Here is a 15,385-nt window from a genome sequence, read left to right as displayed (position 1 = left end):
CCAGCAAGAACTGTTCCTACTCATAACTGTCCCGACGGAGTTCCGACCTACATGACCAGCGTGACCGACTCTTCCACGCCCCAGATCGCCATCAACGACATCGGCGACGCCGATGACCTCATGGCCGCGATCGACTCGACCATCAAGTACTTCAACGATGGCGACATCGTCGAGGGCACCGTGGTGAAGGTGGACCGTGACGAGGTGCTCCTCGACATCGGCTACAAGACCGAGGGCGTCATCCCCTCCCGCGAGCTGTCCATCAAGCACGACGTGGACCCCGGTGAGATCGTCGAGGTCGGCGACGAGGTCGAGGCCCTCGTCCTCCAGAAGGAGGACAAGGAAGGCCGTCTGATCCTGTCCAAGAAGCGCGCCCAGTACGAGCGCGCCTGGGGCACGATCGAGCAGATCAAGGAGGACGACGGCGTCGTCACCGGCACCGTCATCGAGGTCGTCAAGGGCGGTCTCATCGTCGACATCGGCCTACGCGGCTTCCTCCCGGCCTCCCTCGTGGAGATGCGCCGCGTCCGCGACCTCCAGCCCTACGTGGGCCAGGAGATCGAGGCCAAGATCATCGAGCTGGACAAGAACCGCAACAACGTGGTCCTCTCCCGCCGCGCCTACCTCGAGCAGACCCAGTCCGCCGTGCGCTCCGACTTCCTGCAGACCCTGCAGAAGGGCCAGGTCCGCGAGGGCGTCGTCTCCTCGATCGTCAACTTCGGTGCGTTCGTGGACCTCGGCGGCGTGGACGGCCTCGTGCACGTCTCCGAGCTGTCCTGGAAGCACATCGACCACCCGAGCGAGGTCGTCGAGGTCGGTCAGCCGGTCAAGGTCGAGGTCCTGGACGTCGACATGGACCGCGAGCGCGTCTCCCTGTCGCTGAAGGCGACCCAGGAGGACCCGTGGCAGCTGTTCGCGCGGACCCACGCGATCGGCCAGGTCGTGCCCGGCAAGGTCACCAAGCTCGTCCCGTTCGGCGCGTTCGTGCGCGTCGAGGACGGCATCGAGGGCCTCGTGCACATCTCCGAGCTCGCCCAGCGTCACGTGGATCTGCCCGAGCAGGTCGTCACGGTCGACCAGGACGTCTTCGTCAAGGTCATCGACATCGATCTCGAGCGTCGCCGCATCTCGCTGTCGCTCAAGCAGGCCAACGAGGGTGTCGACCCCGAGGGCGACGACACCACGTTCGACCCGGCCCTGTACGGCATGGCCGCCGAGTACGACGAGAACGGCGAGTACAAGTACCCCGAGGGCTTCGACCCGGAGACCAACGAGTGGCTCGAGGGCTACGAGACCCAGCGCGAGCAGTGGGAGGCGGAGTACGCCAAGGCGTACGAGCGCTGGACCCAGCACAAGGCGCAGGTCGCCGAGGCGATCCGGGCCGACGAGGAGTCCGCGACGTCGGGCAGCAGCTCGTCGACCTCGAACTCGGCGCCGTCGCAGGCCTCGTACCAGTCGACCTCCTCGGACGAGGGCACGCTGGCCTCCGACGAGGCGCTCGCGGCTCTGCGCGAGAAGCTCACCGGCAACGCCTGATCCGGCTCAGCCCCGACGGGGCGTCGTCCTTCCGAGGACGGCGCCCCGTCGCCGTCTGCGGGACCCCGAGGCCGACCGTGGTGCACACTGTGGACCATGAGCGAAACGTTCGACGACCGACCCGTCCACACCTGGCTCACCGACATGGACGGCGTGCTCGTCCACGAGCAGGCAGCGCTCCCCGGCGCCGCGGAGTTCATCGCGGCCCTCGAGCGCTGCGGCCGCCGCTACCTCGTGCTCACGAACAACTCGATCTTCACCCCGCGCGACCTGCGGGCCCGCCTCGCCCGCTCGGGCATCTCGCTGCCCGAGGAGGCGATCTGGACCAGCGCGCTGGCCACCGCGAAGTTCCTGTCCGAGCAGTCGCCGGGCGGCACCGCCTACGTGATCGGCGAGGCGGGCCTCACGAGCGCGATGCACGACGCTGGTTTCGTGCTGTCCGACGAGGACGTCGAGTTCGTCGTGCTGGGGGAGACCCGCAACTACTCCTTCGAGGCGATCGCCCGGGCCATCCGGCTGATAGGCCAGGGCGCCAAGTTCATCGCGACCAACCCCGACGTGACGGGCCCCTCGGCCGAGGGGCCGCTGCCCGCGACGGGCTCCGTGGCGGCGCTCATCACGGCCGCGACCGGGATCGACCCCTACTACGTGGGCAAGCCCAACCCCCTCATGATGCGCACGGCGCTCAACCGCATCGAGGCGCACTCGGAGTCGACCGTGATGATCGGTGACCGCATGGACACCGACGTGCGCTCGGGCCTCGAGGCCGGCATGCGCACCGTGCTCGTGCTCACCGGCTCCACCCAGAGCGGCGAGATCATGCGCTTCCCCTACCGCCCCAGCCTCGTGCTCGACGGGATCCAGGACGTCGTCGAGCTCGTCGAGCAGCTCACCCCGAACGAGGCCGAGGAGCTCGGGGAGGATTGAGCCGGCGCCCCGGACGCCCGCGCGGAGCCGGAAGGGGGCGTGAGAGAATCGCGACCATGCTCCGATGGCTCACCGCCGGGGAATCCCACGGCCCCTCCCTGATCGCGCTCCTCGACGGCGTGCCCGCCGGGATCGAGCTGACCACCGACGACCTGCGCGCCGTGCTCGCGCGCCGCCGCCTGGGCTACGGGCGCGGCGCCCGCCAGAAGTTCGAGCAGGACGTCGTGCGCATCGTCTCGGGCGTGCGCCACGGCGTGACCATGGGCTCGCCGCTCGCCGTCGAGATCGGCAACAGCGAATGGCCCAAGTGGGAGAAGGTGATGGCCGCCGACCCCGTCGCGCGCGGGGACCTGCTGGTCGACGCCGGCACGGGCGACGAACGCGAGATCGCCCGCAACCGCCCCCTGACGCGGCCGCGCCCCGGTCACGCCGACCTCGCGGGCATGCTCAAGTACGGCCTCGCCGAGGCCCGGCCCGTGCTCGAGCGCGCGAGCGCGCGCGAGACCGCGGCCCGGGTGGTCGCCGGCGGCATCGCCGCCGCGCTGCTCGAGCAGGCGGCCGGGGTCCGGCTCGTCTCGCACACCCTCGCCGTCGGCCCCGTGCGGGTGCCCGAGGACGCCGCCCTGCCCACCCCCGAGGACGCGGCCCGGCTCGACGAGGATCCCCTGCGCTGCTTCGACGCCGGGACCTCCCAGGCGATGGTCGCCGAGGTCGACGCCTGCCAGAAGGACGGCGACACCCTCGGCGGCGTGGTCGAGGTGCTCGCCTACGGCACGCCCGTGGGGCTCGGCTCGCACACTCAGTGGGACCGCCGCCTCGACGGCCGGCTGGCCCAGGCCGTCATGTCCATCCAGGCGATGAAGGGCGTCGAGATCGGCGACGGTTTCGCGACCGCCGCGCGTCGCGGCTCGCACGCCCACGACGAGATCGTGCCCACCGCCGGCGCGGGCTCCGCGGCGGGCACCACGCGCGTGTCCAACCGGGCGGGCGGCCTCGAGGGCGGCATGAGCAACGGCCAGGTGATCCGGGTGCGCGGCGCCCTCAAGCCCATCTCGACGGTCCCGCGCGCGCTGCGCACCGTGGACGTCGCCACCGGTGAGGCCGCGACCGCCAACCATCAGCGCTCCGACGTGTGCGCCGTCGCGCCCGCCGCCGTGATCGCCGAGGCGGTCGTGGCGCTCACGCTCGCCGACGCCCTGCTCGAGAAGGCCGGCGGGGACTCCGTCGCCGAGATCCGGCGTCACCTGGAGGCGACGGGCGCGCTGCAGGACGCCGCCCGCGGCGACAGCGCGCGGTGAGCGCCACCGAGCCCTCCCCGGCGGGCCTGCGGCCGCGCGCGATCCTGATCGGGCCGATGGCGGCCGGCAAGACGAGCGTGGGCCGGGCCCTCGCGCGGCTGTGGCACGTCCCGTTCGTCGACCTCGACCACGAGATCGAGGCGCGCCATGGACCCATCCCCGAGATCTTCGCCGCGCACGGCGAGAGCGGCTTCCGCGAGCGGGAGGCCGACGCCCTGGCCCAGCTGCTCGGGCGCCACGGCGGCGTGCTCTCGCTCGGCGGCGGCGCACCGCTCACGCCGCGCAGCGCGGCCTCGCTCGCCGGCCACCACGTCGTGCTCATCGAGATCGACGAGCACGCCGCCGCGTCCCGCCTGCGCGGCGGCGCCGGGCGCCCTCTGCTCGCCGGGGAGGACCCCGTGCTGCGATGGCGCACGATCACCGCGGCCCGGATGCCCGCCTATCGCGCCCTCGCCGTGCACACGGTCGACGGCGCCTCGAGCACGCCCGACGCCCTCGCCCGCTCCATCGCCGCAGCCCTCGACGACCCCCGGCAGATCCCGCAGGAGGATGCATGACCGCCACCACCATCACCGTCTCCACGCCCACCGGCTCCTACCCCGTGCTCGTCGGACGCGGTCTTCTCGCCGACGTGTCCGCCCACGTCCCGGAGCGGGCACGGCGGGTCGTGATCGTGCATCAGGCGCCGCTGCGGGACCTCGCGGGCCGGTTGCGCGAGACGATCGCGGCGAGCGGTTGCGAGGCCTTCGTCGCCGAGATCCCCGACGGCGAGGAGGCCAAGACCGCGCAGGTCGCGGGCTTCCTGTGGCAGGTGTGCGGACAGGCCGAGATCGGACGCAAGGACCTCGTGATCGGCTTCGGCGGGGGCGCCGCGACCGACCTCGCCGGCTTCGTCGCGGCCACCTGGCTGCGGGGCGTGGACGTGCTGCAGGTCCCCACCACGGTCGCCGCGATGGTCGACGCCGCGGTGGGCGGCAAGACGGGCATCAACACCGCCGAGGGCAAGAACCTGGTCGGCGCGTTCCATCCCCCGATCGCCGTGATCGCGGACCTCGACGTGCTCGGCGGCCTCGGCGCCCACGACGTCGCCGCGGGCCTCGCCGAGGCCGTCAAGGCCGGCTTCATCGCCGACGAGCGCATCCTCGAGATCGCCGAGGCCGACCCCGCCGCCCTGCTCGACGTCGGCAGCGACGCGTTCCGGGAGGTCGTCGAGCGCGCGATCGCCGTCAAGGCCGACGTCGTCTCCGAGGACCTCACGGAGTCCGACACCGGGCGGCGCGAGTTCCTCAACTACGGGCACACCCTCGGCCACGCCATCGAGCGCAACGAGCGCTACCAGTGGCGCCACGGCGCGGCCGTGTCCGTGGGCATGATGTTCGCCGCCGAGCTGTCGCACCTGGCCGGCAAGCTGCGCGAGACGGACGTCGACCGGCACCGGCGCATCCTCACCGCCCTCGGCCTGCCCACCACCTACCGCGACCGCCAGTGGCCCAAGCTCGAGGACGCGATGCGCCGCGACAAGAAGACGCGCGCCGGCATGCTGCGCTTCATCGTGCTCGACGCGATCGGGCGCCCGACCCGCCTCGAGGGCCCCGACCCCGCCCTCCTGCTCGCGGCCTACGACTCGATCACCGCGCACGACGGGGAACCCGGCGCCTGACGGCGGACCGGGGGAGCCTGCCGTGCCCGACGAGATCCACGAGCGCATCACGGGGCGCACCGAGCTGATCGCCCTGATCGCCGATCCCATCCGCCACAGCCGCAGCCCGCGCATGCACAACCTGGCCCTCGCGCACCTTGGGATCGACGCGGCCTACCTCGCCTTCGAGGTCGACGAGGACGGGCTCGCGGCCGCCGTCGCCGGACTCGCCGCACTCGGCGCGCGCGGCTTCAACGTGTCGATGCCCCACGAGATGTCGATCGTGCCGCTGCTCGACGAGATCTCCGACGCCGCGCGGCTGATCGGCGCGTGCAACACGGTCGTCCGCGTCGGCGGACGGCTGCGCGGCGAGAACACCGACGGCGTCGGCTACGTCGCCGCGCTGCGCGAACGGGGCGTGGAGGTCGCGGGCGCGACGCTCACCCTGCTCGGCGCGGGAGGGGCGGCGACCGCGATCGCCGTCCAGTGCGCTCTCGACGGCGCCCGGGCGATCCGGCTGTTCAACCGCCGGGACCGCTTCTTCGCGCACGGCGAGCAGATCGTGGCGACCGTGCGGGAGGGCACCGGCACCGACATCACGCTCCACGACCTCGAGGACCTCCCCGCGCTGCGCGCCGCCGTCGCCGAGTCCCACGTCCTGGCCAACGCGACCGAGGTCGGCATGGGCGCCCTCGCGCACCTGTCCCCGCTCCCGGACCCCGCCGTGCTGCGGCCGGACCTGTTCGTCTCCGACGTCGTCTACGCCCCGGAGCGCTCGCTCCTCCTGCGGCACGCCGAGGCCGCCGGCTGTCGCGTCATGAACGGACTGGGCATGATGTTCCATCAGGGCGCCGCCTCCTTCCGGCTGTGGACCGGACAGGAGATGCCGCTCGACGTGGTGCGCGCGCACATGGACGAGGAGGAGAGCCGATGACCGCCGGGAGCCTGACCGTGCGCGGCGTCGAGATCGGCGCCGGCCGGCCCGCGATCATCGTGCCCCTCACCTCCGCGGGCCCCGACGAGCTGCTCGACGACGCGGCCGCGCTCGCCGGCCGGCCCGTCGACCTCGTCGAATGGCGCATCGACCGCTTCGCGACGGACGTGACCGATCTCGGCGCCTACCGGGCCGCGGTCCTCGACGGGGCGCGGCGCGTCCGCTCCGTCCTCGACGCGGCCGCGCCGGAGGGCCCGGGCATGCCGCTCCTGCTCACGCTGCGCACCGCTGCCGAGGGCGGGGCCCGGGCCCTCGCCGACGACGACTACAGGGACCTGCTGGCCGCGCTCTGCGCGGCCCGCGTCGCCGACCTGATCGACGTCGAGGCCTTCCGCGACGAGCACGCGGTGCGCACGATCGTCTCCGCCGCGCACGCCGCGGGCGTCCTCGTCGTCGCCTCGAACCACGACTTCGAGGCGACCCCCGAGGAGGAGGAGATCGTGGCCCGGCTGCGGCGCATGCAGGAGCTCGGCGCCGACATCGCCAAGCTCGCGGCCATGCCGCGCGACCCCGCGGACGTGCTGACCCTGCTGCGCGCGACGTGGACCATGCACAGCCGCCACGCGACCGGACCCGTCATCACGATGAGCATGGGGCCCCTCGGCGCCGTCTCCCGCGTGAGCGGCGCGACCTTCGGCTCCGCCGCGACCTTCGGCACCGTCGGAGCCGCCTCCGCCCCCGGGCAGATCGACGTCGACGCGCTCGCGGCGGCACTCGACGCCCTGCAGCCCTGACGGACCGCCGGACCAGCCCGCCTCAGGAGCGGTCGGGGCGCTCGGGCGACGGCGTGCCGAGGCCCGGATCGAGCAGGCCCTCGCCCGAGCCGTCGGCGCCGGCCCAGTCGTCGGCGGTGTCGTCGAGCGCGCCCGTGTCCCGCGCGAGATCGTCGCGCTCACCGGCATCGGCGACGGCCGGAAGCCCCGAGGTCTCGGTCGCGACCCGGCGGCGCTCGCTGCGCCGCACGCGCCGCACGAGCGCCTTCATCTGGGTCGCCGAGAGCGTCACCTGCCACTCCTGGTGGCGGGGCAGGCCCCACTGCCGCCACGCCGAGACGAGCGCGAGGCCCGAGCCGAGGGCGACCGCCACCAGGATCGTCCACGCCGGCAGCCGCAGGGCCAGGGTCGCCCAGGTCGCGATCGCCGTGACGAGCGCCGTCGTCGCGTACAGGGGGCTGCCGCCGAAGATGGCGGGGATGCGCCCGACCATGACGTCGCGGATCGCGCCGCCGCCGACCGCCGAGACGACGCCCAGCAGCACGGCCGGGAGCACGTCGAGCCCCGCGGTGAGCGACTTCGCCGTGCCGGAGGCGGCCCACAGCCCCAGGGCGAGGGCGTCGAGCACCGTCATCGCGCGCCGCAGGCTGCGGCCCTCGGCCGCCACGACGTACGAGAACGCTGCCCCGCTCAGGGCGCACACGAGGTACCACGGGCCCGAGAACGCCGCGGGCACGGCCTGGTCGAGGATGAGATCGCGCAGGATCCCGCCGCCCAGACCGGACACGATGCCGATCACGGCGAAGCCGACCGCGTCGAAGCGCAGCCGGCTCGCGAGCGCGCCGCCCGTGATCCCCATGACCACGACGCCGATCAGGTCGAGGGCGCGCAGGAGGTCGTTGTCGGCCAGCAGCTGATCGGGCGTCACGGCTCCCGAGCCTAGTGGCCGCGCCACGGCGGCGGCCCGCCTTCCTAGACTGCGGGGATGGACCTCACGCGGATCGGCCTGACGGGCGGCATCGGAGCCGGCAAGTCGACGGTCGCGGACATCTGGCGCGCCGACGGCGTGCCCGTGATCGACCTCGACGCGCACTCGCGGGCGGTGCTCGACGTGCCCGGTCCCGGCGTCGAGGAGGCCGTCGCGCGTTTCGGCGAGGAGTTCCGCCTGCCCACCGGCACGATCGACCGCGGCGCCCTGGCCGCGCTCGTGTTCGCCGACGCCGCGGCCCGCGCCGATCTCGAGGCCATCGTGCTGTCCCGTGTCGACGACGCCGTCGCCGCCGAGGAGCGCGCCGCCCGCGCCGCCGGCCACGCGGTCGTGGTGCACGACAGCCCGCTGCTGCTCGAGAAGGAGCGCGACGGCGACTACGACGCCGTGGTCGGGGTGCTCGCGCCGCGCCGCGAGCGCATCGCGCGCGTGGTGCGCGACCGCGGCCGCACCGTCGAGTACGTGGCCGGGGTGCTCGCGGCGCAGGCGAGCGACCTCGAGCGCATCCGGCGCTGCGACCGCCTGATCCTCAACAACGCGGGGCGCACGGTGCTGGGGGAGCGGGCTCGCCGCGCCCTCGCGGCCGCGCTCGCCGAGCTTGCGCCCTGAGCGGAGCAGCGGCTCGACCGTCGGGGGTGGGACGTAGGCTCGGCACCATGCGCCCCGTCACCGACATCCCTCGCTCCTCGATCCCCTTCGAGGTGGTCTCGGAGTACCAGCCCTCGGGGGACCAGCCCCAGGCCATCGCGGAGCTCGCCCAGCGGATCCAGGACGGCGAGCGCGACGTGGTGCTGCTCGGCGCGACCGGCACCGGCAAGAGCGCGACCACCGCGTGGCTGATCGAGAAGCTGCAGCGGCCGACCCTCGTGATGGCGCACAACAAGACCCTCGCCGCACAGCTCGCGAGCGAGTTCCGGGAGCTCCTGCCGCACAACGCGGTCGAGTACTTCGTCTCGTACTACGACTACTACCAGCCCGAGGCGTACGTGCCGCAGTCGGACACCTACATCGAGAAGGACTCGGCCATCAACGCCGAGGTCGAGAGGCTGCGCCACAGCGCGACGAACTCGCTGCTCACCCGGCGCGACACGATCGTCGTCTCCTCGGTCAGCTGCATCTTCGGCCTGGGCACGCCGCAGGAGTACGTCGACCGCATGGAGCTGCTCACGGTCGGCGACCAGGTCGACCGCGACGACCTGCTGCGCCGCTTCGTGGACATGCAGTACGACCGCAACGACACGTCCTTCGTGCGCGGCACCTTCCGGGTGCGCGGGGACACCGTCGAGATCATCCCCATGTACGAGGAGCTCGCGATCCGCATCGAGTTCTTCGGCGACGAGATCGACGCGCTCTACACGCTGCACCCGGTGACCGGCGAGGTGATCCGGGCCGAGGAGCAGATCCACATCTTCCCCGCCTCGCACTACGTGGCCGGCCCCGAGCGGCTGGCCCGCGCGATCGACTCGATCGAGTCGGAGCTGGGGGAGCGCCTGACCGAGCTCGAGAGCCAGAACAAGCTGCTCGAGGCGCAGCGCCTGCGCATGCGCACCACCCACGACCTCGAGATGCTGCGCCAGATGGGCACCACCAACGGCGTCGAGAACTACTCGCGCCACCTCGACGGGCGCGGGCCGGGCACGCCGCCCAACACGCTCCTGGACTACTTCCCCGAGGACTTCCTGCTCGTGCTCGACGAGTCCCACGTGACGGTCCCGCAGATCGGCGCGATGTACGAGGGGGACCGCTCGCGCAAGCGCACGCTCGTCGACTTCGGCTTCCGCCTCCCGTCGGCGCTCGACAACCGTCCTCTCACGTTCTCGGAGTTCACCGAGCGCGTGGGACAGACGGTCTACCTCTCGGCGACGCCCGCCGCGTACGAGCTCGAGCGCTCCGACGGGGTGGTCGAGCAGATCATCCGCCCCACCGGCCTGATCGACCCCGAGGTCATCGTCAAGCCGGTCAAGGGTCAGATCGACGACCTGCGCGCCGAGATCGCCACCCGGGTCGAGCGCGACGAGCGCGTGCTCGTGACCACCCTGACCAAGCGCATGGCCGAGGACCTCACCGACTACCTGCTCGACAACGGGGTGCGCGTGCAGTACCTCCACTCCGACGTCGACACCCTGCGTCGCGTCGAGCTGCTGCGCTCCCTGCGCCTGGGCGAGTTCGACGTGCTCGTCGGCATCAACCTGCTGCGCGAGGGCCTCGACCTGCCCGAGGTGTCCCTCGTGGCGATCCTCGACGCCGACAAGGAGGGCTTCCTGCGCTCGCGCACGTCGCTCATCCAGACGATCGGCCGCGCGGCCCGCAACGTCTCCGGCCAGGTGCACATGTACGCCGACACCGTCACCGACTCGATGCGGGACGCGATCGACGAGACCAACCGCCGCCGCGAGAAGCAGATCGCCTACAACACCGAGCACGGGATCGACCCGACGCCGCTGCGCAAGAAGATCGCCGACGTCACGGACATGCTCGCCCGCGAGGACATCGACACCGAGACCCTCATGGCCACGGACTACCGCTCCGGGAAGGACCGCGTGGCGCGGGATCGGGCACGGGCGCAGGTGCTCGACAACGTCGGCTCCCGCACCGTGGACCTCGGGGACGACCCGGTGGGTGCGCTCACCGCGATGATCGACGAGATGACGGCCCAGATGCACGCGGCCGCCGAGAACCTGCAGTTCGAGGTCGCGGCGCGGCTGCGCGACGAGGTGGGGGAGCTGAAGAAGGAGCTGCGGCAGGTCCAGGGCGGCGGCGCCTGACCCGAACCCTTCCGCCGGCGGGGTGAGCCGGCCGGGATGGCCGGACGGGTCAGCCGATCCGGTCCAGCAGCGTTGTCATGTCGGCGACCACGGCGTCGGTCTCGACCGGGTCGAAGTCCTCCGTCGAGGAGTCGGTGAACAGGTGGCCCGATCCCGGGTGCACGGCCACGACCACCTCGGGGTGGGCGGCGCTCCACGCACGGGCCGCGTCGAGATCGCCCTCCTCGACGAAGAACGGATCCTCCGCCGCGCCGTGGACGTGCACCGGAACCCCCGCCGGCAGCGTGCCGTCCAGCTGCTCCGGGTCGATGAACGCGTGCAGGAGGATCCCGGCGCGCACCCCCGGCACGGTCTGCAGGACCGTCTGGGCGGGCATGGCGCCGAGGGAGAGCCCGCCGACGGCGTCGGTCGGGTGCTCGGCGAAGGCGGCGACGCCCCGCGCGGTGACCGCGTCGAACCCGAGGGACTGCACGTGGGTGAAGCCCTCCTCGATCGAGGCGAAGGTGCGCCCGTCGAACAGGTCCGGGGTGCGGACCTCGTGGCCCGCCGCCCGCAGGCGCTCGGCGAGCTCGCGCACGCCCGGGGTGAGGCCGCGGACGTGATGGAACAGGGTGAGGGAGCTCATGGGCGGCACGCTACCCCGAGATGACGACGAGCGGCGGGCGCCCCGCTCAGCAATACCTACTTCGCCGTACCCCGCTCGGAGACCGTGAGCTCGAGCGGGAAGTCGACCTCCGAGCCCGGGAACAGGAGCCGGCCCGCGGCCTCGGCCGCCGCGCGGATGGCATCGGCGGCGGAGTCGGCCTGCTCGGCGGGCGCGTGGACCAGCACCTCGTCGTGCAGGAAGTGCACGAGGTGCGCGCGGCGTGAGAACACGGGCCCCGATGCGGTCGCCGCATGCTCGGCGGCCGCCTCGGGAAGCGCCGCGAGCCGGGCACGGAGCAGCGCCATCCAGGACAGGGCCCACTCGGCGGCGGTGCCCTGGACCACGAAGTTGCGGGTGAAGCGGCCACGGTCCCGCGCGATGCGCCGCGCGCGCTCGCCCTCGCCCGGGGCGGCGTCGGCGCCGTGCGCGCTCGCCTGGAATGCGGACCACTCCGGCGGGGGCGGGGGAGAGGAGCGCCCGAGCAGCGTGGTGACCGTTCCGCCGCGCTCTCCCGCTGCGGCCGCTCTGTCGACCAGGCCCATCGCCGCGGGGAAGGTGGAGCGCAGGCGCGCGACCACCCGGCCGGCATCGCCGCTGGTGCCGCCGTACAGCGCGCCGAGCACGCCCACCTTGGCCTCCTGGCGCGTGGCCACGACCCCTTCCTCGACGATCACGGCGTACAGGTCGCGCCCGGCGCCGGCCTGCGCCATCGCGGCATCCCCCGACATCGCGGCGAGGACCCGCGGCTCGAGCTGGGAGACGTCGGCGGCGACGAGCACCCAGCCGGGGTCGGCACACACGGCCGGGCGCAGGCGCCGGGGGATCTGCAGCGCGCCGCCGCCGCTCGAGGCCCAGCGGCCCGTCACGACGCCGCCCGGCACGTACACGGGGCGGTAGCGCCCCTCGTGCACCCACTCGTCGATCCACGCCCACCCGTTGGCGGTGAGCAGGCGCGACATCGCCTTGTAGCGCAGGAGGGGATCGATCGCAGGATGCTCGATGCCGGTCAGCTCCCACTTCGAGGTGGAGGCGACGTCGATGCCCGCACGGTGCAGGGCGCGCAGGAGCCGCGGCGGGGAGTCGAGCGGCACCAGGGGGTCGCCGAGCGCGGCGCGGACCTCGGCGCCGACCTCCGCCATGCGCGCGGGCGCCTGGCCTGGCGAGGGCCGCGGGCCGAGCAAATCGGTGAGGATCCTGTCGTGCTCGGCGACGTCCCACGGGATCCCGGCGGCGCGCATCTCCGCGGCCACGAGCGCGCCGGCCGACTCGGCGGCGACCAGCAGTCGCAGGCGCGACGGGTCGGCGGAGCCGTCGATCGCGGCGCTCTGGCGGGCGAGCTCGGCGAGAGCCTCGCCGGCATCGTCCGGCACCCCGCCCGCGGGCGCGCTGTCGAGGTCGAACAACGTCGCCCCCGACTCGCCGGCCGGAGCCGTTCCGGCGGCCGGGTCGAGCGGGACCGACCAGCCGTCGGCCGCGCGCAGCGGCGTCGTGTCGGCCACGAGCTCGGAGTTCGCGAGGATCGCATGGGCGAGCCGCAGATCGTGGCAGCGCCCGATCCGCACGCCGGCGCCGAGCAGGGCGTCGTACCGGGCGGGGGTGTCGGGCAGCACCCAACGGGGCGCGTGGTCCGCCTCGAGCTCGGCGACGCGGTCGGGGAGATCGGCGGGCTCGACGGATTCGGGCGGGCCGTCCCCGAGCGGGGCGCCGGCCTCATCGAGCGGCACGATCACCGGGTGCCCGTCGGCCTCGCGGGCGAGGAGGACGGAGCGCGGCATGGGGAGAATCCTAGGGAAGGTGCGGGAGGTGGCGAGCATTGCTCCGTCAGCTCTGCCGCTGTACAGTTTTCTGTACACCAAGCCGCTTCTGGCGGCCGAGTTCCACCGGAGGCGCACCATGAAGACGCTCAGCTACACGGAATCTCGCGCACGGTACGCCGAGGTCCTGGACGGCGTCGTCGCGGACCGTGAGGAAGTGGTCATCACGCGCGCCGGGCACGAGCCCGTCGTCATCGTGTCCCTCGACGACTACGAGTCCCTGCGCGAGACGGCGTATCTGATGCGGTCGCCCGCCAACGCCCGCCGCCTGCTGGATGCCATGGAGCAGCTCGAGGGCGGCCGCGGGGCGCGTCACGAGCTCGTCGACGTCGATGGCGACGCGTGAGGTGCTCCTCGTCTGGAGCTCGAGCGCCTGGGACGACTACCTCTGGTGGCAGTCGCAGGATCGCAAGACCCTGCGGCGGATCAACACGCTCATCCAGGACATCTCCCGCAACGGCCACGACGGCATCGGCAAGCCCGAGGCCCTGAAGCATGACTTCGCGGGCTATTGGTCCCGCCGCATCACCGACGAGCACCGCCTCGTCTACAAGATCGAAGGCGACGAGGTGCGCATCGCGGCGTGCCGGTACCACTACCGCTGACCGGTCGACGCGCCGTCCCGCCGCGCCCGCTCACGAGCGGGGCGACGGCATCCACACCTCGGACTCGGAGTCGGCGGGGTAGTAGTGCCCGCCGGGGATGGTCTGCAGCTCGATGAGCATCCCCCAGGGCGCCTCGACGTAGACCGAGCCGTTGCCCTCGGTGTCCTCGTGCCGGCTGTTGCCGTGCACCTCCGAGAGTGCCCTGCCGCCGGCGGCGACCAGGCGCGCGAGCGAGCCCTCGATGTCGTCGCAGTACAGCGAGATGTGGTTGAGGCCGAGGTCGGCGAGACCGGAGGCGGGGCGCTGCTCTCCGGAGATCTCGAAGACCTCGAGCCCCGGGCCCTCGCCGATCACGAACATGCGCTGGCGGTGGATGGCAGCCCCGCGCGGGAGGCCGAGCTGGCGCTCCACCTCCGGCCCGGAACGGGGCTCGTCGTCGGGCGTGAGCCCGTCGTACGCCACCTGGGCGCCCAGGCCCTCCTCAGGAAGCGGGTCGCTTCCTCGAGGTCGGGGACGGTGACGCCGATGTGCTGGATGCCGCGGGGCAGGGCGGTGTGCTCGGTCGTGTTCTCGACCGTGTTCTCGGTCATGCGCCCAGCGTAGGACCACCCGGGTCAGAAGGAAGGGGGAGCCCTCGGCTCACCAGCCCCGCTCGCGCCAGGCGGGCACGTGGGGGCGCTCGGCGCCGAGCGTGGTGTCGGCGCCATGGCCGGGGTAGACCCAGGTCTCGTCGGGCAGGCGATCGAAGATCCGGTGCTCGACGTCGTCGATCAGCTGGGCGAAGCGGTCCGCGTCGCCCTTGGTCGCGCCGACGCCGCCCGGGAACAGGGAGTCGCCCGTGAACAGGTGGTCGCCGTCGTCCCCGCCGCGCCACAGCAGGGCGATCGAGCCGGGCGTGTGGCCGCGCAGGCCGATCACCTCGAGGTCGTGCACGCCCACACGGATCACGTCGCCGTCGGACAGCGGCGTGCCGGTCTCCACCTGGGTCTGCTCCTCGATCACGGCGACGTCGTCGGCCCCCGCGGCCGTGCGCGCGCCGGTCTGGCGCACCACCGCGGCGAGCGCGCCGACGTGGTCGTGGTGGGAGTGCGTGGTCACGACGGTGTCCAGCCGCGAGGCGGGGGAGCCCTCGCGCACCAGGCGCATGAGGCGCGGGGCGTCGGCCGCCGCGTCGATGAGCATCTGCGCGCCCGAGCAGCGGCACGTGAGGAGGTAGGCGTTGTTGTCCATCGAGCCGACCGACGCCTTGCGGATCACGAGCGAGGGAAGCACCCGCGCGTCGCTCGCGCCGCCCTCGGCGACGTCGCCGGTGTAGCCCTCGGGGCCGACCGACCCAGCGGTCGGCGCGTCGGTGCGTGCGTCGGTGGAGGCGTCGTCCGATGCGGCGCCGCGTGCAGTCCGGTCCTCGTCCATCGGGCCAGTCTGGCAGGTCCGGTGCGCACACGGCGCTGCACCGGGGC

At 73.2% G+C, this 15,385-nt stretch carries 16 protein-coding genes; 11 read left to right on the top strand and 5 right to left on the bottom strand.

Annotation, left to right across the window (positions count from 1 at the left end; translation table 11 throughout):
* Nucleotides 1-51: 51 nt before the first annotated feature.
* The 7 genes from rpsA (at nt 52) to aroD (ending at nt 7,128) form a co-directional block, all read left to right on the top strand.
* Nucleotides 52-1,536 (top strand): 30S ribosomal protein S1, encoded by a 1,485-nt coding sequence (gene rpsA, locus BRM3_RS12535; protein WP_263593635.1) that lies wholly within the window; start codon nt 52-54, stop codon nt 1,534-1,536.
* A 96-nt stretch (nt 1,537-1,632) separates the two neighbouring features.
* Nucleotides 1,633-2,463: an HAD-IIA family hydrolase gene (locus BRM3_RS12530; protein ID WP_263593634.1), complete on the top strand. Its 831-nt coding sequence runs from the start codon at nt 1,633-1,635 to the stop codon at nt 2,461-2,463.
* Between the two features lie 56 nt (nt 2,464-2,519).
* Entirely contained in the window at nt 2,520-3,761 is a 1,242-nt protein-coding gene (aroC, locus tag BRM3_RS12525; RefSeq protein ID WP_263593633.1) for a chorismate synthase, read from the top strand.
* A complete protein-coding gene (locus tag BRM3_RS12520; protein WP_263593632.1) occupies nt 3,758-4,318 on the top strand; it encodes a shikimate kinase in 561 nt (186 codons plus the stop codon). Before aroC ends, BRM3_RS12520 begins: the two co-directional genes overlap by 4 nt.
* Nucleotides 4,315-5,421: a 3-dehydroquinate synthase gene (aroB, locus tag BRM3_RS12515; RefSeq protein WP_263593631.1), complete on the top strand. Its 1,107-nt coding sequence runs from the start codon at nt 4,315-4,317 to the stop codon at nt 5,419-5,421. Before BRM3_RS12520 ends, aroB begins: the two co-directional genes overlap by 4 nt.
* A 22-nt stretch (nt 5,422-5,443) precedes the next feature.
* Entirely contained in the window at nt 5,444-6,334 is an 891-nt protein-coding gene (gene aroE, locus BRM3_RS12510; protein WP_263593630.1) for a shikimate dehydrogenase, read from the top strand.
* Nucleotides 6,331-7,128, top strand: coding sequence for a type I 3-dehydroquinate dehydratase (aroD, locus tag BRM3_RS12505; RefSeq protein ID WP_263593629.1), 798 nt, complete (start codon nt 6,331-6,333; stop codon nt 7,126-7,128). Before aroE ends, aroD begins: the two co-directional genes overlap by 4 nt.
* Before the next feature lie 22 nt (nt 7,129-7,150).
* Here the strand turns inward: aroD and BRM3_RS12500 are convergent, their stop codons facing one another.
* A complete protein-coding gene (locus BRM3_RS12500; protein WP_263593628.1) occupies nt 7,151-8,035 on the bottom strand; it encodes a trimeric intracellular cation channel family protein in 885 nt (294 codons plus the stop codon).
* 57 nt (nt 8,036-8,092) lie between these two features.
* Here BRM3_RS12500 and coaE point away from each other — a divergent pair, with 57 nt between their 5' ends.
* Both coaE and uvrB read left to right on the top strand, forming a co-directional pair.
* Complete coding sequence (coaE, locus tag BRM3_RS12495) at nt 8,093-8,704, top strand: dephospho-CoA kinase (protein ID WP_263593627.1); 612 nt, start codon at nt 8,093-8,095, stop codon at nt 8,702-8,704.
* Nucleotides 8,705-8,751: 47 nt separating this feature from the next.
* On the top strand, nt 8,752-10,860 hold the full coding sequence (uvrB, locus tag BRM3_RS12490; RefSeq protein ID WP_263593626.1) for an excinuclease ABC subunit UvrB: 2,109 nt from the start codon (nt 8,752-8,754) through the stop codon (nt 10,858-10,860).
* Nucleotides 10,861-10,909: 49 nt separating this feature from the next.
* On the opposite strand, the gene BRM3_RS12485 is transcribed toward uvrB, so the two are convergent.
* Together BRM3_RS12485 and BRM3_RS12480 are read right to left on the bottom strand one after the other, a co-directional pair.
* The gene (locus BRM3_RS12485) at nt 10,910-11,485 is read right to left on the bottom strand and encodes a dienelactone hydrolase family protein (protein WP_263593625.1); all 576 of its coding nucleotides are present in this window, start codon (nt 11,483-11,485) and stop codon (nt 10,910-10,912) included.
* 56 nt (nt 11,486-11,541) lie between these two features.
* Nucleotides 11,542-13,281, bottom strand: coding sequence for a bifunctional 3'-5' exonuclease/DNA polymerase (locus BRM3_RS12480; protein WP_263593624.1), 1,740 nt, complete (start codon nt 13,279-13,281; stop codon nt 11,542-11,544).
* A gap of 118 nt (nt 13,282-13,399) precedes the next feature.
* Between BRM3_RS12480 and BRM3_RS12475 the strand changes: the two genes are divergently transcribed.
* Both BRM3_RS12475 and BRM3_RS12470 read left to right on the top strand, forming a co-directional pair.
* Entirely contained in the window at nt 13,400-13,666 is a 267-nt protein-coding gene (locus BRM3_RS12475) for a type II toxin-antitoxin system Phd/YefM family antitoxin (RefSeq protein WP_263593623.1), read from the top strand.
* A 1-nt stretch (nt 13,667) separates the two neighbouring features.
* Nucleotides 13,668-13,925, top strand: coding sequence for a Txe/YoeB family addiction module toxin (locus tag BRM3_RS12470; protein ID WP_263595464.1), 258 nt, complete (start codon nt 13,668-13,670; stop codon nt 13,923-13,925).
* Between the two features lie 30 nt (nt 13,926-13,955).
* Here the strand turns inward: BRM3_RS12470 and BRM3_RS12465 are convergent, their stop codons facing one another.
* Nucleotides 13,956-14,387 (bottom strand): VOC family protein, encoded by a 432-nt coding sequence (locus BRM3_RS12465; protein WP_263593622.1) that lies wholly within the window; start codon nt 14,385-14,387, stop codon nt 13,956-13,958.
* 177 nt (nt 14,388-14,564) lie between these two features.
* Entirely contained in the window at nt 14,565-15,338 is a 774-nt protein-coding gene (locus BRM3_RS12460; RefSeq protein WP_263593621.1) for an MBL fold metallo-hydrolase, read from the bottom strand.
* Between the last annotated feature and the right edge of the window lie 47 nt (nt 15,339-15,385).

This window comes from Brachybacterium huguangmaarense (genome assembly GCF_025725725.1).
Taxonomy (GTDB): domain Bacteria; phylum Actinomycetota; class Actinomycetes; order Actinomycetales; family Dermabacteraceae; genus Brachybacterium; species Brachybacterium huguangmaarense.
Note: the sequence above shows the minus strand (reverse complement) of the source record. Positions and strands in the feature narration are given on the sequence as shown.